14 protein-coding genes are annotated in these 17263 nt (G+C 68.2%); 12 read left to right on the top strand and 2 right to left on the bottom strand.

Going from position 1 to position 17263, the window contains the following annotated elements; all coding sequences use genetic code 11:
- The first annotated feature begins 18 nt into the window (after positions 1–18).
- From AVL48_RS33915 to AVL48_RS33870, 10 genes are all read left to right on the top strand, one after another.
- A complete protein-coding gene (locus tag AVL48_RS33915; protein WP_061981370.1) occupies positions 19–1368 on the top strand; it encodes a cation:proton antiporter in 1350 nt (449 codons plus the stop codon).
- 231 nt (positions 1369–1599) lie between these two features.
- Complete coding sequence (locus AVL48_RS33910; protein WP_061981371.1) at positions 1600–3012, top strand: NDP-hexose 2,3-dehydratase family protein; 1413 nt, start codon at positions 1600–1602, stop codon at positions 3010–3012.
- Between the two features lies 1 nt (position 3013).
- Positions 3014–3982 carry an NAD-dependent epimerase/dehydratase family protein gene (locus AVL48_RS33905; RefSeq protein WP_061981372.1) on the top strand — a complete coding sequence of 323 codons (969 nt, stop codon included), beginning with the start codon at positions 3014–3016 and terminating at the stop codon, positions 3980–3982.
- Positions 3979–5088: a DegT/DnrJ/EryC1/StrS family aminotransferase gene (locus AVL48_RS33900; protein ID WP_061981373.1), complete on the top strand. Its 1110-nt coding sequence runs from the start codon at positions 3979–3981 to the stop codon at positions 5086–5088. Before AVL48_RS33905 ends, AVL48_RS33900 begins: the two co-directional genes overlap by 4 nt.
- Before the next feature lie 23 nt (positions 5089–5111).
- Positions 5112–5792: a dTDP-4-dehydrorhamnose 3,5-epimerase family protein gene (locus AVL48_RS33895; RefSeq protein WP_082857853.1), complete on the top strand. Its 681-nt coding sequence runs from the start codon at positions 5112–5114 to the stop codon at positions 5790–5792.
- Positions 5793–5885: 93 nt separating this feature from the next.
- Positions 5886–6986, top strand: coding sequence for a 3,5-dihydroxyphenylacetyl-CoA synthase DpgA (gene dpgA, locus AVL48_RS33890; protein WP_061981374.1), 1101 nt, complete (start codon positions 5886–5888; stop codon positions 6984–6986).
- A gap of 11 nt (positions 6987–6997) precedes the next feature.
- Complete coding sequence (gene dpgB / locus AVL48_RS33885) at positions 6998–7642, top strand: enoyl-CoA-hydratase DpgB (protein WP_244162361.1); 645 nt, start codon at positions 6998–7000, stop codon at positions 7640–7642.
- Between the two features lie 17 nt (positions 7643–7659).
- Positions 7660–8943 (top strand): (3,5-dihydroxyphenyl)acetyl-CoA 1,2-dioxygenase DpgC, encoded by a 1284-nt coding sequence (gene dpgC, locus AVL48_RS33880; RefSeq protein ID WP_061981376.1) that lies wholly within the window; start codon positions 7660–7662, stop codon positions 8941–8943.
- Positions 8940–9743 (top strand): enoyl-CoA-hydratase DpgD, encoded by an 804-nt coding sequence (dpgD, locus tag AVL48_RS33875; RefSeq protein WP_061981377.1) that lies wholly within the window; start codon positions 8940–8942, stop codon positions 9741–9743. The genes dpgC and dpgD overlap by 4 nt, the downstream gene beginning before the upstream one ends.
- A gap of 153 nt (positions 9744–9896) precedes the next feature.
- Positions 9897–10976 carry a 3-deoxy-7-phosphoheptulonate synthase gene (locus AVL48_RS33870; RefSeq protein ID WP_061981378.1) on the top strand — a complete coding sequence of 360 codons (1080 nt, stop codon included), beginning with the start codon at positions 9897–9899 and terminating at the stop codon, positions 10974–10976.
- A 12-nt stretch (positions 10977–10988) separates the two neighbouring features.
- Here the strand turns inward: AVL48_RS33870 and AVL48_RS33865 are convergent, their stop codons facing one another.
- Positions 10989–11909 (bottom strand): oxidoreductase, encoded by a 921-nt coding sequence (locus tag AVL48_RS33865; protein ID WP_061981379.1) that lies wholly within the window; start codon positions 11907–11909, stop codon positions 10989–10991.
- Positions 11910–12004: 95 nt separating this feature from the next.
- On the opposite strand from AVL48_RS33865, the gene AVL48_RS33860 reads away from it, so the two are divergent.
- The gene (locus AVL48_RS33860; protein WP_061981380.1) at positions 12005–12682 is read left to right on the top strand and encodes a helix-turn-helix domain-containing protein; all 678 of its coding nucleotides are present in this window, start codon (positions 12005–12007) and stop codon (positions 12680–12682) included.
- A gap of 162 nt (positions 12683–12844) precedes the next feature.
- On the opposite strand, the gene AVL48_RS33855 is transcribed toward AVL48_RS33860, so the two are convergent.
- The gene (locus AVL48_RS33855) at positions 12845–14320 is read right to left on the bottom strand and encodes a trypsin-like serine protease (protein ID WP_177242304.1); all 1476 of its coding nucleotides are present in this window, start codon (positions 14318–14320) and stop codon (positions 12845–12847) included.
- A 286-nt stretch (positions 14321–14606) separates the two neighbouring features.
- On the opposite strand from AVL48_RS33855, the gene rph reads away from it, so the two are divergent.
- The gene (gene rph, locus AVL48_RS33850) at positions 14607–17198 is read left to right on the top strand and encodes a rifamycin-inactivating phosphotransferase (RefSeq protein ID WP_244162372.1); all 2592 of its coding nucleotides are present in this window, start codon (positions 14607–14609) and stop codon (positions 17196–17198) included.
- Positions 17199–17263: the final 65 nt, after the last annotated feature.

Here is a 17263-nt window from a genome sequence, read left to right as displayed (position 1 = left end):
CTTTCCCGAAGGAGGAAGGTGCTTCTCTCGCTACCCGCGCCGATCGCCCCGATCGCCGCACACAGTCTTCTGGTCTTCTTGCTCCAGGTCGGTTCGCTGCTGCTGCTCGCCGTCGTCTTCGGACGGCTGGCCGTCCGGTTCGGGATGCCGGCCGTGGTCGGCGAACTGCTCGTCGGGGTGCTCCTCGGTCCCTCGCTGCTGGCTTGGGCCGTGCCTGGCCTGCACGGCTGGCTGTTCCCCGCCGTCGCCGAGCAGTACCACCTGCTCGACGCCGTCGGCCAGATCGGCGTCCTGCTGCTGGTCGGGCTCACCGGTATGCAGATGGACATGCGGATGGTCCGCCGTCGCGGCGGCGCGGCCGCGGGAGTCAGCTTCGGTGGCCTGATCGTTCCTCTCAGCCTGGGTATCGGCGCGGGTTTCGTGCTGCCCAAGATGCTGATCCCCGACGGCACCGACATCACCGTCTTCGCGCTGTTCCTCGGCGTGGCGATGTGCGTCAGCGCCATTCCGGTCATCGCCAAGACCCTCATCGACATGAACCTGTTGCACCGCAACGTCGGGCAGCTCACGCTCGCCGCGGGCACGATCGACGACGCGTTCGGCTGGTTCATGCTGTCGGTCGTCAGCGCCATGGCGGTCCACGCGGTGACCACCGGCACCGTGCTTCTCTCCCTCGCTTACCTGGTCCTCATTGTCGTCTTCGCGCTCACCCTCGGCAGGCCACTGGCCAGGGGCGCGTTGCGGGTCGCCGCCAAGTCCGAGGGGCCGGGGCTCACCGTCGGCGTCGTCGTCGTACTGGTATTGCTCGCTTCGGCGGGCACCCAGGCTCTCGGCCTCGAAGCGGTTTTCGGGGCTTTCGTCTGCGGCATCCTGATCGGCACCGCCGGCAAGGTCGATCCGGCCAGACTCGCCCCGTTGCGCACGGTCGTCCTGTCGGTCTTCGCGCCGATCTTCTTCGCCACCGCGGGACTGCGGATGGATCTCACCGCGCTGATCCGTCCGCAGGTCCTGCTGACCGGGCTGGCGGTGCTCGCACTGGCCATCGTCGGCAAGTTCGTCGGTGCTTACGCCGGCGCGCGGCTCAGCGGGCTGAACAAGTGGGAAGGACTGGCGCTCGGCGCCGGGCTGAACGCGCGCGGGGTCATCGAAATCGTGGTGGCCATGGTCGGCCTGCGGCTGGGCATTCTCAGTGTGGAGATCTACACGATCGTCATCCTCGTCGCGATCGTCACTTCGCTGATGGCCCCGCCGATCCTGCGGTTCGCGATGAAGAGGCTGGAGCAGACCGCCGAGGAGCAGGTGCGGGAGACCGAACACCGGGCGTGGAATTCGCAATCGGCGGCGAGTCAGCAGGAGCAGCCGCTCTAGCACTGTCCATTATGGACCTATCAGCCGTCGGTCGGGTGAATCCGGTGTCGGCGAACGAAGAATCCGGCAAGAAAGGGTATTGGACGATCTGTTCCGCCGAGATCGGCCGAAGCTACCTTGTCCGAGGACATGGGGGTGGATGTATCGATGACGGTCCGTACCGCACCGGGCGGGGAACAGTCCGTTCGCCGGATCCCGGCCACTGGCCGCTCGACGACAGGGGGTCCTGTGATGCAGCATTGCCTGGTGCCACCCGGCACGGTGCGTCCCCGCGACGATCACGACCACGCGGACCGCATCGCCTTGTCGGCCGCGACCACCGAAGGCGTGCAGATGCGCACCGAGGACGTCCGTACCTGGATCGCCGAACGCCGCGAGGCCAACGTCTTCCACGTCGAACACATCCCCTTCGCGGCGCTGGACCAGTGGCGGTTCGAAGGCGGCACCGGCAATCTGGTGCACAGCAGCGGGCGGTTCTTCGCCATCGAGGGCCTGCATGTGGTCGAGCAGGACGGCCCGCACGGCGACGGTCCGTACCGCGAATGGTGGCAGCCGGTCATCAAGCAGCCCGAGGTGGGCATTCTCGGCATCCTCGCCAAGGAGTTCGACGGGGTCCTGCACTTTTTGATGCAGGCCAAGATGGAGCCGGGAAACCCCAATCTGGTGCAGCTCTCGCCGACCGTGCAGGCCACGCGCAGCAATTACACCAAGGCGCACGGCGGGACGAACGTCAAACTCATCGAGTACTTCGCCCCGCCCGACCCCGACCGGGTCATCGTCGACGTTCTCCAAGCGGAGCAAGGATCCTGGTTCTTCCGGAAGAGCAACCGCAACATGATCGTCGAGACCGACGACGACGTGCCGATGTGGGACGACTTCTGCTGGCTCACCCTCGGCCAGATCGCCGAGCTGATGTACGAGGACGAGACGATCAACATGAACGCGAGAAGCGTGTTGTCGTGTCTTCCTTACCACGACGAAGCGCCCGGCGCGCTGCTCTCCGACGTCCAGCTCCTGTCGTGGTTCACGAACGAACGGTCGCGGCACGACGTGCGTGCCACCCGAATCCCGCTCAAGGACGTGACCGGCTGGAAGCAGGGCGTCGAGGCGATCGAGCACGAAGACGGCCTCTACTTCAAGGTCCTCGCCGTCGCCGTGAAAGGCAGTAACCGCGAGAAGATCAGCTGGACGCAGCCGCTGCTCGAATCGGTCGGGCTGGGGGTCGCCGCGTTCCTCATGCGCGAGATCGGCGGTGTGCCGCACGTTCTGGTCCACGCCAGGGTCGACGGCGGTTTCGTGGACACGGTCGAGCTGGCGCCGACCGTTCAGTGCACGCCCCGGAATTACGCGCATCTGCCCGCGGAGAGCCGCCCGCCCTTCCTCGACGACGTCCTCAACGCGCCGCCGTCGCGGATCCGCTACGAGGCGATACATTCCGAAGAAGGCGGCCGCTTCCTCAACGTCAGGGCCCGCTATCTCGCGGTCGAGGCGGAAGACATGTTCGATCCGCCACCCGGCTACGCCTGGGTCACCCCGGCCCAGCTCACCGCGCTCACCCGGCACGGGCACTACGTCAACGTCGAGGCCCGCACGCTCCTCGCCTGTCTCAACGCCGCGTCGGCACAGCCCCGGCGAGGTGTGTGACATGCAGACGATCACCGTCCTCGGCGCGTCGGGCTTCGTCGGCTCGGCCGTCACCCGCGCACTGGCGCGGCGGCCGATCCGGTTGCGTGCGGTGGCGCGCAGACGTTTCACCCCACCGCCCGGCCGGGCCGAGATCACCGTCGTCGCCGCCGATCTCACCGACCGTGCCGCGCTCGCCGACGCGGTCGCGGGTTCGGACGCGGTCGTGTACCTGCTCTTGGCGGACGGCGGCTGGCGTGCGGCGGAGGGGGCGGAACGCGTGAACGTCGGCGTGCTGCGGGACCTGGTCGAACTAGTCGGCGGAGACGGGGAGCCTCCGTTGGTGGTGTTCGCCGGTTCGACCACTCAAGTCGGTGTGCCGCCGAGGGAGCCGCTCGACGGGAGCGAGCCCGATCATCCGGCGACCCCCTACGACGTGCAGAAGCTGGCGGCGGAAGAAGTCCTCAAGAAGGCCACGGCCGAAGGCGTCGTCCGCGGTATCAGTCTCCGGCTGCCGACGATCTTCGGGGAGAACACGGTGGAAGGCGGCAACCACGACCGCGGTGTCGTGTCCGCCATGGCGCGGCGCGCGCTCGAAGGCCAGGCGCTCACCGTCTGGGGCGACGGCACGGTGCGCCGCGACCTGCTCCACGTCGAGGACGTCGCGGCGGCGTTCACGGCGGCACTGGATCACCCGGACTCCCTGGTGGGCGGCCATTGGCTGCTCGGCGCGGGCCGGGGTGATCAGCTGGGGGAGGTCTTCCGGCTCGTGGCGAGGGAAATGGCCGCACAGACCGGGGAGGATCCGGTCGAGGTGACCTGTGTGGAACCACCGGCACACGCGCCCGAGACGGATCTTCGCAGCATCACCATCGATTCCACCTCCTTCCGGGCGATCACCGGCTGGCGCCCGGAGATCTCGCTGTCCGACGGGGTGCGTCGCACCGTCGCCGCTTTGACGTCATCAGTTCAGGGAAGGGTTCGCACATGACCACGCGTGTATGGGATTACCTGGCGGAATACCGGGCCGAACGGCTCGACCTGCTGGACGCGGTCGAGACGGTCTTCGATTCGGGGCAGCTTGTGCTCGGCGCGAGTGTGCGCGGTTTCGAGTCGGAATTCGCCGCATACCATGGGGTCGGGCACTGTGTCGGTGTCGACAACGGGACGAACGCGATCAAACTCGGCCTGCAAGCGCTGGGCGTCGGTCCGGGCGACGAGGTGATCACGGTGTCGAACACGGCGGCCCCGACCGTGGTCGCCATCGACGGCACCGGCGCGACCCCCGTCTTCGTCGACGTCCGCGAGGACGATTTCCTGATGAACACCGACCAGGTCGAAGCCGCGATCACCGAGCGAACCAAATGCCTGGTGCCCGTGCACCTGTACGGCCAGTGCGTGAACATGGTCCCGTTGAAGGAACTCGCCGCGAAGCATGGACTGTCCATTTTGGAGGACTGCGCCCAGGCGCACGGCGCCAGGCAGAACGGGACCGTCGCCGGTTCGACCGGCGACGCGGCCGCGTTCTCGTTCTACCCCACCAAGGTGCTCGGCGCGTACGGCGACGGTGGCGCGACCATCACCTCCGACGAAGCCGTGGATCGACGGCTGCGGCGGTTGCGCTACTACGGCATGGACAAGCAGTACTACACGCTGGAAACGCCCGCCCACAACAGCCGTCTCGACGAGCTCCAGGCGGAGATCCTCCGGCGCAAGCTCAAGCGGCTGGACACCTACATCGCCGACCGCCGGGCCATCGCGCAGCGCTATGTCGAGGGCCTCGGTGACACCGAGCTGGAACTCCCGCGGACGGTCCCGGGCAATGAGCACGTGTACTACGTCTACGTCGTGCGCCACCCGCGACGCGACGACATCATCGAGCGTCTCAAGGCCTACGACATCCACCTGAACATCAGCTACCCGTGGCCGGTGCACACCATGACCGGGTTCGCCCACCTCGGCTACGAGAAGGGTTCGCTGCCGATCACCGAGAAGCTGGCCACCGAGATCTTCTCGCTGCCGATGTACCCCACGTTTTCCCCCGACCTGCAGGACAAGGTCGTCCACGCGGTCCGCGAAGTGCTGTCCACCCTCTGACCGCTCCACCATCAGGAGTAGCCGTGCAAGCACGCAAACTCGCCGTCGAGGGTGCGATCGAGTTCACCCCTCGGGTCTTCCCCGACGACCGGGGCCTGTTCGTCTCGCCGTTCCAGGAGGAGGCCTTCGCCGAAGCCCGAGGCGGCCCGCTTTTCCGGGTGGCGCAGACGAATCAGAGCCTGTCCAAACGCGGCGTGGTGCGAGGCGTCCACTACACCACGACGCCACCGGGTACCGCGAAGTACGTCTACTGCGCGCGCGGCAAGGCCTTGGACATCGTGGTCGACATCCGCGTCGGCTCGCCGACGTTCGGCCGGTGGGACGCGGTTCTGCTGGACCAGCGAGACCATCGGGCGGTGTACTTCCCCGTGGGTGTCGGCCACGCGTTCGTGTCGCTCGAAGACGACACCACCATGTGGTACCTGATGTCCACGGCTTATGTGGCGGAGAACGAACTTGCCCTCTCCGTCCTGGATCCCGTGCTGGGGCTGCCCATCGACGTCGGCGCCGACATCGAACCGCTTTTGTCCGATCGGGACCGGGTGGCCGTCACCCTCGCCGAGGCGGAGCGGCAGGGGTTGCTGCCCGACTACGCCACCAGCCTGGAGCTCGAACGGCAGCTGTCGGGGATCACTCACGACCGCCACGGTGGCCCCTTGGACGACATTGACCGTCGAGTTCGGACAAGCCTACTTTCGAAATAGCCACCGAAATCAGGGAAAGGTGAGAGAAATGCCCGCTGCGCGGTACAAGCAGCTGCTTCGAAGCAAGCTCAGAACATGGGGGTGGATGTATCGATGACTACCGTTGCCGAACCTGCTGAAGACTTGTCCGTCCACAACGGACTCACCGAGATCACCCGATTCGCCGGGGTGGGCACCGCGGTTTCCGCCACGTCCTACTCGCAATCCGAGCTCCTGGAAATACTCGACGTAGCGGACCCCAAGATCCGATCGGTCTTCCTGAACAGCACGATCGATCGGCGCTTTCTCACACTTCCCCCAGAGAGTCCAGGCGGGGGACGTGTCTCGGAACCGCAGGGCGACCTCCTCGACAAACACAAGCGGATCGCCGTCGACATGGGGTGCCGGGCGCTCGAAGCCTGCCTGAAGTCGGCGGGAGCGACGCTTTCGGACCTGCGACACCTGTGCTGTGTCACCTCGACCGGTTTCCTGACCCCCGGCCTGAGCGCGCTGATCATCCGTGAAATGGGCATCGACCCGCACTGCAGCCGTTCGGACATCGTCGGCATGGGCTGCAACGCCGGCCTGAACGCGCTGAACGTGGTCTCGGGCTGGTCCGCGGCGCACCCGGGCGAACTCGGCGTCGTCCTGTGCAGCGAGGCGTGTTCCGCCGCTTACGCGTTGGACGGCACCATGCGGACCGCGGTGGTCAACAGCCTGTTCGGCGACGGATCCGCGGCCCTCGCCGTGATTTCCGGTGACCGGCGCGTGCCGGGCCCGCGTGTCCTGAAGTTCGCGAGCTACATCATCACCGACGCGGTCGACGCGATGCGCTACGACTGGGACCGCGATCAGGACCGGTTCAGTTTCTTCCTCGACCCGCAGATTCCTTACGTGGTCGGCGCGCACGCCGAGATCGTCGTCGACCGGCTCCTGTCCGGTACGGGACTGCGCCGCAGCGACATCGGCCATTGGCTGGTGCATTCCGGCGGCAAGAAGGTCGTCGACGCGGTCGTGGTCAACCTCGGCCTGAGCCGGTACGACGTCCGCCACACCACCGGTGTGCTCCGCGATTACGGGAACCTTTCCAGCGGCTCCTTTCTCTTCTCCTACGAGCGGCTCGCCGACGAGGACGTCGCCCGCCCCGGAGACTACGGCGTGCTCATGACCATGGGGCCTGGCTCCACAATCGAAATGGCGCTTATCCAATGGTGACGCGTAATGAAGTGAACGGTGAACTGGTGCTGCGGTTCGACGGCTCCCGGCCGTTGTCGGCCGCGGTGGTCGAGGAGCTCGGCGCCCTCTGCGATCGGGCCGAAGACCGGCGGGAAGCGGGTCTGGTCACCGTTCATGTCACGGGAGCCCCGCCTGCCGACTGGACGAAGGGGCTCGCGGTCGGCCTCGTCTCCAAGTGGGAACGGGCCGTGCGCCGGTTCGAGCGATTGGGCAGGCTCACCGCCGCGGTGGCGTCGGGTGAGTGCGCCGGACCGGCGCTGGACCTCGTTCTCGCCGCCGACGTCCGGATCGCCGAGCCGGGGACCCGGTTGCGACTCGCTTCCGTCGGCGAAGCCACCTGGCCGGGGATGACCGTCTACCGGCTCACCCAGCAGGCGGGCGCGGCGGGTATCCGGCGGGCCGTGTTGCTCGGCGCCCCGATCGGGACCGAACGCGCGCTCGCCCTCAACCTGATCGACGAGGTGTCCGGGGACCCGGCGAAGACGCTGGCGGAGTTGGACGGTGTGATGGACGGCGCGGAGCTGGCGATTCGCAGGCAGCTGATCTTCGAGGCGGGCTCGACCACCTTCGAAGAGGCGCTCGGCGCGCACCTGGCCGCGGCGGACCGGGCCTTGCGACGGGAAGCGAAGCCGTGACAACGGATTCCCGCACTATGTCGCCTTCGTCAGGGCTCGACCACCGAGCCCTGGCGGAGGCGGCCCGGCGAGTCGACGAGCTGCTCGCCGGACTGCCGTCGCCTTCCGCCCGGACGGACGCGCAACGCGACGCCGCGTCCTCGGCGCTGGACGAGATCAGGACACTGCGCACGGACTTCGTGGCGACGCACGCCGAGGAGATCTACGACGCGCTCACCGACGGCCGGACCCGGTACCTGCGGGTCGACGAACTCGTCCGAGCCGCCGCACTGGCCTATCCAGGACTGGTGCCCACGGAAGAGCAGATGGCGGCCGAGCGTTCGCGACAGCAGGCGGAGAAGGAAGGGCGCGAGATCGATCAGGGCATCTTCCTGCGCGGGATCCTGCGTGCCCCGCAGGCCGGTCCGCATCTGCTCGACGCCATGCTCAGGCCCACCGCCAGGGCGCTCGCTCTGCTGCCCGAATTCGTCGAGTCCGGGGTCGTGCGGATGGAGGCCGTCCGGCTGGAGCGTCGTGACGGTGTCGCGTATCTGACCCTGTGCCGGGACGACTGCCTGAACGCCGAGGACGCCCAGCAGGTCGACGACATGGAGACCGCTGTCGACCTGGCGCTGCTCGATCCGTCCGTCCGGGTGGGGATGCTGCGCGGCGGCGAGATGAGCCATCCCCGCTACCGGGGGCGCCGGGTGTTCTGCGCGGGGATCAACCTCAAGAAGCTGAGCTCGGGCGACATCCCCCTCGTCGATTTCCTCCTGCGGCGGGAACTGGGCTATATCCACAAAATCGTGCGCGGCATCGGCACGGACGGTTCGTGGCACTCGCGGTTCGTCGACAAGCCGTGGATGGCTGCCGTCGATTCCTTCGCCATCGGCGGCGGGGCCCAGCTCCTGCTGGTCTTCGATCACGTGATCGCGGCTTCCGACTCGTACTTTTCCCTGCCCGCGGCGACGGAAGGGATCATTCCCGGGGCTTCGAATTTCCGGCTTTCCCGGTGCACCGGGCCGCGGGTGGCCCGGCAGGTGATCCTCGGCGGCCGCCGGATCCTGGCGAACGAGCCGGACGCGCGGCTGCTCGTGGACGAGGTCGTCCCGCCGGAGGAGATGGACGCGGCGATCCAGGGCGCGCTGGCCGGACTCGACGGAGACGCGGTTCGGGCCAACCGGCGCATGATGAACCTGGCCGAGGAACCGCTCGAAGGATTCCGTGGGTACATGGCCGAATTCGCCCTGCAGCAGGCGTTGCGCATCTACGGCGCGGACGTGATCGGCAAGGTGGGTGGCTTCGCCCGGGGATCGCGATGAGCGAAACCGTGGTGCGGTACGAGAAGAAGGACCACGTCGCCTACGTGACGATGGACCGGCCCGAAGTGCTGAACGCGATGAACCGGCGGATGCACGAAGACCTCGCCGGGATCTGGGACGACGTCGAGGCCGACGACGACATCAGGGTGGTGGTCCTCACCGGTGCCGGAAATCGCGCGTTCTCCGTGGGGCAGGACCTCAAGGAACGCGCGCGGCTCGACGAGTCCGGCCTGCCGCCTTCGACGTTCGGCAGTGGGGGACAGCCGGGTCATCCGCGGCTGACGGACCGGTTCACCCTGTCCAAACCGGTGGTCGCCCGGGTGCACGGCTACGCGCTGGGTGGCGGCTTCGAGCTGGTGCTCGCCTGCGACATCGTCATCGCCGCCGAGGACGCGGTCTTCGCCCTGCCGGAGGTCCGGCTCGGCCTGATCGCCGGAGCCGGCGGGGTGTTCCGCCTGCCGCGGCAGCTGCCGCAGAAGGTGGCGATGGGGTATCTGCTGACCGGGCGCCGGATGGACGCGGCCACGGCACTTCGATACGGACTGGTGAACGAGGTCGTACCGCCCGCCGAAATGGACCGGTGTGTCGCGGAATGGACCGACAGCCTGGTGCGCGGTGCCCCGCTTTCGATTCGCGCTATCAAAGAGGCCGCACTGCGGTCGGTCGACCTCCCGCTCGAAGAGGCGTTCACCACTTCGTATTTCTGGGAAGAGCGCCGTCGGCGAAGTGCGGACGCCATCGAAGGGCCTCGCGCCTTCGCCGAGAAACGGGATCCGATCTGGACGGGGCGTTGGTCGTGAGTGATTCGGGCAGGCAAAACGGCCGGTGTCGCTTACGAGCTGGACAAAGCCTTTTCGGTTATTTTGAGTTCGTCATTCACCCGAGACCGCCGACCGGGCCGGGAAACCCCGGCTTTCCCAGTGCCCGGTGCCGGCAGAAACGCTGGATATCTGATGACAACAATCGCCGCCGCGGCCGATCTCGACAATCAGCGCATCGATCGCACGGTCCCTTTGGTCACCCCCGCCCTGCTGCACCATGAATTGCCGCTCAGCGCCACCGCGGCCGACACGGTGCGGGAAGGGCGCGCAAACGTCGTCCATGTCCTCGACGGTGAGGACGACAGGCTGCTCGTGATCGCGGGCCCCTGCTCGGTGCACGACCCCGCCGCGGCGCTCGAATACGCCGACCGCCTCGCCGCCCTCGCCGGCCGGTTCGCCGACGACCTCCTGATCGTCATGCGGGTGTACTTCGAAAAACCGCGTACGGTCGGTGGCTGGAAAGGGCTCATCAACGACCCCCACCTCGACGGCACCGGCGACGTCAACCAGGGGCTGCGCATCGCGCGTGACCTCCTCCTCGAACTGGCCGAAGGCGGCCTCCCCGTCGCGTGCGAATGGCTGGACACCACCATCCCGGCCTATCTCGCCGACGCCGTCTCCTGGGGCGCCATCGGTGCCCGCACCGTGGAAAGCCAGAACCACCGCATGCTCGCCAGCGGCCTGTCGATGCCCGTCGGCTTCAAGAACCGCCGCGACGGCGATGTCACCGTCGCCGTCGACGCGATCCGCGCCGCCGAGGCACGCCATGTCGTCCCCGGCGTCGACCCCGGCGGCCTGCCCGCGATCCTGCACACCGTCGGCAATCCCGACTGCCATGTGGTCCTGCGTGGTGGCAACAGCGCGCCCAACCACAACCCGGCGTCCGTCCGGGCGGTCCTCACCACCCTCCAGAACGCCGGACTGCGGCGGCGCGTCGTGATCGACGCCAGCCACGACAACAGCCGGAAAGACCATCTCCAGCAACCCGTCGTCGCCGAGCAGATCGCCGAACAGATCAGGACCGGCCAGCGTGGCATCGTCGGCGTCATGCTGGAATCCAACCTCCAGGCAGGCCGCCAGGACCTCCACCCGGACCGGCCGCTCACCTACGGCCAATCCATCACGGACGCCTGTATCGACCTCGCCGCCACCCAGAACGTGCTCCGGACCCTCGCCACGGCGACCGCCGCCCGCCGACGACGCGGCCGGTGAGACAACCCGGGCTCAGCTGCCACCGGCTCCCGGCTGAGGGGCGATGGCGTCGAGCAGTGCCAGCTCGTCCGCGCTGAGCCGGATGGCGCCCGCCGCGACGTTCTCCTCCAGGTGCGCGGGGTCGCCGGTGCCGGGGATGGCGAGCACGTGCGCGCCGCGGTGCAGCGTCCAGGCGAGCCGGATCTGCGCCGGGCTGGCGCCGTGCGCGTCGGCGACCTTCGCGATCTCGGCCTGTCCGGGAACGGGGCCATCGTGCGAGGCCGCGCCGGGAACCGAGGTCGTGACGGCGAAGAACGGTACGAAGGCGATGCCGTGCTCGGCGCACAGGTCGACCAGGGCATCGTCTTCCCGGTCGGTCAGGCCGTACCGGTTCTGCACACAGACCACCGGCGCGATCGTCCTCGCCTCGGTCAGCTGCTCGGCCACGACGTTGGAGATGCCGAGGTGGCGGAGCAAACCCGCTTCGCGCAGATCCGCGAGCGCGCCGAAATGTTCGGCCACCGAGCCGGGTTCCTTGCCCATCGCGGCGCCCCAGCGCAGGTTGACGACGTCGAGCTGGTCGCGGCCGAGCTGCCGGATGTTCTCTTCGATCTGACCGCGGAGCTGATCGGGACGCGCGAAGGAGAACTCGCCGTCCCGGGACCGGCCGGCCCCCACCTTCGTGGTGATCACGAGGTCTTCGGGATAGGGCTGGAGCGCGGTGCTGATCAACTCGTTCGCCGAGCGCGTGGGGGTGAAATAGAACGAGGCGGTGTCGATGTGGTTGACGCCGAGTTCGATCGCGCGGCGCAGGACGGCGATGGCGTCCTCGCGGCTCTTGGGTTTCGCGTCCCAGGGCATACCGGTCAACCGCATCGCGCCGAGGCCGAGCCGGTTGACGGTGCGGTCGCCGAGTCGCCACAGACCTGCGGCGTTGTGCTGGATGTTCGTCATGTGGCCCAGCGTCGCGACGGGGCGGCCGGAAGTCAGGAAATGGCAACAAGCTGCCAGGTGGTCGCGGGCCGGGAACGCCAGGCAGTATTGATGCCATGCGGGCTGACGACGGCATCACGCGGGCAGGTGACGCGGTCACGGTCGTGCGCGGTGAGGAGGAGCTGTTCCGGCGAGTGGGGCACCTGTTCACCACCGTGACCGACCTCGCGTGCGCCGCCAACGACCTCGCGACCTGGGTCGCCGACCGCAAGTCCGGCGAGATCCCCACGGCGGCGCGACGCCGTGCGGCCGACCTGCGGATCCGCAAGATCTACCGGTCCAGCGTGCTGCTCGACCCCGGCTCCGCGCAGGAACTCGCGGACCGGCGCGACACTTTCGGCGCGCGGATCCGCATCACCACCGAGGACCTCAACGAGACGATCATCATGGACGGCAGGCTCGTGATCCTGGCCGGTGACCTCATCGCCGGGCAACGCGGCTACAGCGTCATCACCCAGCCCGAAACCGTGCAGGGCGTGATTTCGCTGTTCGAGACGGCCTGGCGCTCGGCGACCGAGCTCGCCGTCTTCGACGCGCGGGTCTCCGAGATCCGCCGGCTCGCGCCTGCCGTGCTGGACCTGCTCGGCAGCGGGGTCAAGGACGAAGCCGCCGCCCGGTCCCTCGGCCTCGGCGTGCGTACCTACCGGCGCCGGGTGGCCGAACTGATGTCGGCGCTGGGCGCGGAGTCCCGTTTTCAAGCGGGTGTACGGGCACGGGAACTCGGCCTGGTTTAACGGGTCGTGAGTGATTCGGGTCGTTCAGGCCAAGGGTGTTTCTCCGGCGGGTGAGCCCGGTAGCGGCTGAGCCCCCAGTACATGATGGCCCCCTTCCTTGCGCTAGGCGCAAGGAAGGGGGCCATCATGTACTTCACGCCAGCAAGGCCGCAGATCCGTCGCTCAGCCGTTCGGAGTCGTGATCACCGCGAACGTCGAGCCCTTCGAGGCGATCCGCTCGCTGAGGTCGGTGGTGATCGTCTCGATCGGCGCGTAGTTGTTCAGTTCGCCCGCCTGGCAGGGACCGGACCGGGACTGCTGGTTGCCGATCAGGATGCCCAGCGCGGTGTGGTCGGCCTGGCTGAACAGCGGTCCGCCACTGTCGCCGGGACGGGCGCACAGGTCGGTGTTGATACCGACGTCCGTGGACAGGACGCGACCGCAGCGGGTGCCGACGAGGTAGCCGGCGCCCGCGCCGCTGTCGACGGAATCGGGGTAGTTCGCCGCGCTCGACGCCGTCCCGCTCGCGCAGACGACCCAGCCCGCCTTGATCTCGGCGAGCGTGTGGGTGCCGGTGATGTACTCGTCCACCGACGTGGCCTGCGTACCGCACGGGGTGTCACCGTTGCTGTCCATGCCGCCGTTGCGGCAGTACTTCAGCACCCGGTTGCGGCCGGTCTGCCCCTCGAGCCATTTCGTGGCCGCCGCGTCGTCCACGTACGGCAGGGCCGCGTAGTCGTACGGGTAGGAGCTCTTCTCGATGCCGTGCTGCTGCACCACGGCGTTGCCGTTGTGCTGGGTCGGCGTGTTGTTGGTCTTCGTCCGCATGCAGTGCCCCGCGGTCAACACCCAGCCCTTGCCGGGGAAACCGCCGCCGGTGGACCGCAGGTTGAAGGCGCTGGTGCAGCCGCCCCAGGTGCCGTCGTCCCGCTTCATGTCCAGCCGGATGCCGCCGCGCATCGGGCCGTAATCGGTGCAGTAGAGCGGATGGCAGTAACCCCAGTCCACATTCGGCGTGGACAGCGCGTTCGGCTCCGCCAAGACGCGGGAGACGACCATGCCGGATTCCGCCGCCGCGGCCTCGCGCGCGGTGTCCGCTTCGGCGGCCACGACGTCACCGGCGGCGCGCGTCGCCACCTTGTCTTTTGCCACCCAGGCACGTTCCCAAAGCACGACGCGGTTCTCGGATTCACTCACCGCCGGAAGGTAGACGGCCTCCCGTCCTGCGCCGACCTTGGCCGCGACGCGTTCCTTCGCCGCCGTGAGCTGCCGCAACGAATGCTGGACCCGCTGCGTGCGGACATCGGCCCGGACGGGCATCGCCTTCAGATACGGCTCGGCGGCCGCCGGTTCGGTCATCGCCACGACCAGCTGGCCCTTGCTCTGGTCGAGCCACATTCCGCCGTACTCGGCGCCGCGATCACGGCGCAGCAGCTCGTCCAGTTTCGCCCCGTCCGTCTGCAATTCCAGACGGCGCAACGCTTCCTGCTCGTTCACCTGATAGGTACGGACCAGGTAGTGCACCGACTCCCGCACCGAAGCGGGGTCGAGCGAAGTGTGGAACGACTGCACGGTGTCGGCCGACGCCGCACCTCCCAGCGCCGTCGTCGCCGCCAGTACCGAAACGGCCAGTGCCCCCAGCCTGCTAGCTCTCCGCACGAGATCTCCTCACCTGTCGGGAACTTCGTGAGTATTCAACCGGAGAAAGCGGGGCCGCCGGGCGGATTTCCCCATAACAGCGCGGAAATCGACTGGACGATGATCGGGCCTGGTCGTTTGGCGCACGGGTGTCCAGAAAAAGAAATTCCGGGTGATTGACACCGGGGGAACCCCCGCCCCTTTCAGGTTATACCAGAATCGCGCACCTCATGTGGCGCCGGAACTTGATCCATACTGCCCGTCGCACACCGAACCGACGAACGATGGAGCAGGGCAATTGGCCAAGGTGATGGGTTTCGAGCAGATCGACCGGACGAATCTCGCGGACGTCGGCGGAAAGGGCGCCCAGCTGGGTGAGCTCTCGCGGATCGACGGTGTCCGGGTACCGGACGGTTTCTGCGTGACGACCGACGCCTTCCGGCAGGTCGTCGCCGCGACGCCGTCGATCGGTGCGCACCTCGACCTGCTCTCCCGCGTGGACCCTGCCGATCGCGCGGCGATCCGCACGCTGAGCGAGGAGATCCGCGGGCTCGTCGAAGGTGTCACGATGCCCGCCGAACTGGTGGCCGAGGTCAGCGCGTCGCTGGCCAGGCTCGGGGAGCGGGCCGCCTACGCCGTGCGGTCCAGCGCGACGGCCGAGGATCTGCCGACGGCGTCGTTCGCCGGGCAGCAGGACTCGTACCTCAACATCGTGGGCGAGGAGGAGGTCCTCCGGCACATCCGGCGATGCTGGGCCTCGCTGTTCACCGAACGAGCGGTGACCTACCGACTGCACAACGGCTTCGATCACCGGAGCGTGTGGATGGCCGTGGTCGTGCAGCGGATGGTGTTCCCCGAGGCGGCCGGGATCCTGTTCACCGCCGATCCGGTGACGTCGAACCGGAAGATCGCCACCGTGGAGGCGGGCTGGGGGCTGGGCGAGGCGCTGGTCTCCGGTCTGGTGAACGGGGACGTCTACACGGTGCGTGACGACGAGATCGTCTCCACCGCTGTCGCCACGAAGCAGCGGGCCGTCCACGCGGCGACGGGAGGCGGCACCCTGGATGTGCCGATCGAGCCGGAGCGGCAGACGCGGCCTGCGTTGACGGACGCGCAGGTCCTGCGCCTGGTGCGGCTGGGCCGTCGGATCGAAGCGCGTTTCGGACGTCCTCAGGACATCGAATGGTGCCTGGCCGACGACGACCTCCACGTCGTCCAGAGCCGTCCGATCACCACGTTGTTCCCCCTGCCGGAGGTCGACGACCAGGAGAACCACGTCTACGTCTCCGTCGGCCACCAGCAGATGATGACCGACGCGATGAAGCCGCTGGGTCTGTCGCTCTGGCAGCTCACGACCCCGCGCCCGATGCACGAGGCGGGCGGCCGGCTGTTCGTCGACGTCGCACCCGCGCTGGCGACCTCCGCCGGTCGCGCGACCATGCTGGGGACGCTGGGGAAGTCCGATCCGCTGATCCGGGACGCGTTGCAAACGGTGCTCGACCGCGGCGACTTCGTCCGCTCGGTTCCCGACGGCGACGGCGGCGCCGGACCCGCTGCCGGTACGCCCGCCCCGATCGAGACCGACCCGGCGGTCGTCACCGAGTTGATCGCGCGAAACCAGGAGTCGGTGGCCACCCTGCGACAGGAGATCCAAGCCCGGTCGGGACCGGCGCTGCTCGACTTCATCCTCGCCGATATCGCCGAGCTGAAGCGGCTCCTGTTCGACCCGCGCAGCCACCAGGTGATCACGGCGGGAATGGAGGCGGCGGGCTGGCTCAACGACAACCTCGAAGCCTGGCTCGGCGAGAAGAACGCGGCCGACGCCCTGACGCAGTCCGTGCCCCACAATGTCACGGCGGAGATGGGGCTGGCGCTGCTCGACGTCGCGGACACGATCCGGCCGCACGCGGCCGTGCTGGAGTTCCTGCGGCGCGTGGTGGACGAGGGCCGGGACGGCTTCCTCGACGAGCTGGCCGACCTGCCCGGTGGCCGAGAGGCACGCGACGCCATCGTGGGCTACCTCGACGAGTACGGAATGCGTTGCGCGGGCGAGATCGACATCACCAGGACGCGCTGGAGCGAACATCCAGCCACCCTGGTGCCCCTGCTCCTCGGCAACATCAAGAACTTCGAGCCGGGCGCGGGCAAACGACGGTTCGCTCAAGGGGCCCAGGAGGCGCGACGGAAAGAGGAAGAACTGCTGACGCGGTTGGCGGCCCTGCCCGATGGGAAGGAAAAGGCCCACCAGACCAAGCTGATGATCGACCGCGTCCGCACCTTCGCCGGTTACCGGGAATACCCCAAGTACGGCATGGTCAGCCGCTATTTCGTCTACAAACAGGCGTTGCTGCGAGAAGCCGGGCGCCTCGTGCGGGCCGGCACTCTGCGGGAGAAGGAGGACATCTTCTATCTCCGGCTGCGGGAACTGCACGAAGTCGTGCGCAGCGGAAAGGCGGATGACGAACTGATCCAGGCGAGGCGGGAGGCGTTCCGCTCGTACGAAGCGCTCACGCCGCCCCGGGTCCTCACCTCGGACGGTGAGGTCGTCACCGGCGACTACCGGCGCGAGGACGCCCCGCCCGGCGCGCTGGCCGGTCTGCCGGTCTCGGCGGGCACCGTCGAGGGCCGGGCGCGGGTCGTCGTGGACATGGCGCACGCCGACATCGAGACGGGCGACATCCTGGTCACCACCTACACCGATCCCAGCTGGACCCCGCTGTTCGTCGCCGTCGCCGGACTGGTGACCGAGGTAGGCGGCCTGATGACGCACGGGGCGGTGATCGCGCGGGAGTACGGGCTGCCCGCCGTCGTGGGCCTGGAGGGAGCCACCCGGCTGATCCGGGACGGGCAGCGGATCCGGGTCGACGGCACCGACGGTCACGTGCAGATCCTCGACTGAGCGGAGGGTCGGCGTCCTCCCGAAGATCCGCTGGCCGAGGTGGGGAACCGAAGCGCGGTGAGGTG

Source organism: Amycolatopsis regifaucium, from assembly GCF_001613935.1.
Lineage (GTDB): Bacteria > Actinomycetota > Actinomycetes > Mycobacteriales > Pseudonocardiaceae > Amycolatopsis > Amycolatopsis regifaucium.
Note: the sequence above shows the minus strand (reverse complement) of the source record. Positions and strands in the feature narration are given on the sequence as shown.

Coding starts and splice junctions, on each gene's coding strand:
- AVL48_RS33910 (WP_061981371.1), top strand. CDS start 1,600: ATGCAGCATTGCCTGGTGCCACCCGGCACGGTGCGTCCCCGCGACGAT.
- AVL48_RS33905 (WP_061981372.1), top strand. CDS start 3,014: ATGCAGACGATCACCGTCCTCGGCGCGTCGGGCTTCGTCGGCTCGGCC.
- AVL48_RS33900 (WP_061981373.1), top strand. CDS start 3,979: ATGACCACGCGTGTATGGGATTACCTGGCGGAATACCGGGCCGAACGG.
- dpgA (WP_061981374.1), top strand. CDS start 5,886: ATGACTACCGTTGCCGAACCTGCTGAAGACTTGTCCGTCCACAACGGA.
- dpgC (WP_061981376.1), top strand. CDS start 7,660: ATGTCGCCTTCGTCAGGGCTCGACCACCGAGCCCTGGCGGAGGCGGCC.
- dpgD (WP_061981377.1), top strand. CDS start 8,940: ATGAGCGAAACCGTGGTGCGGTACGAGAAGAAGGACCACGTCGCCTAC.
- AVL48_RS33870 (WP_061981378.1), top strand. CDS start 9,897: ATGACAACAATCGCCGCCGCGGCCGATCTCGACAATCAGCGCATCGAT.
- AVL48_RS33865 (WP_061981379.1), bottom strand. CDS start 11,909: ATGACGAACATCCAGCACAACGCCGCAGGTCTGTGGCGACTCGGCGAC.
- AVL48_RS33860 (WP_061981380.1), top strand. CDS start 12,005: ATGCGGGCTGACGACGGCATCACGCGGGCAGGTGACGCGGTCACGGTC.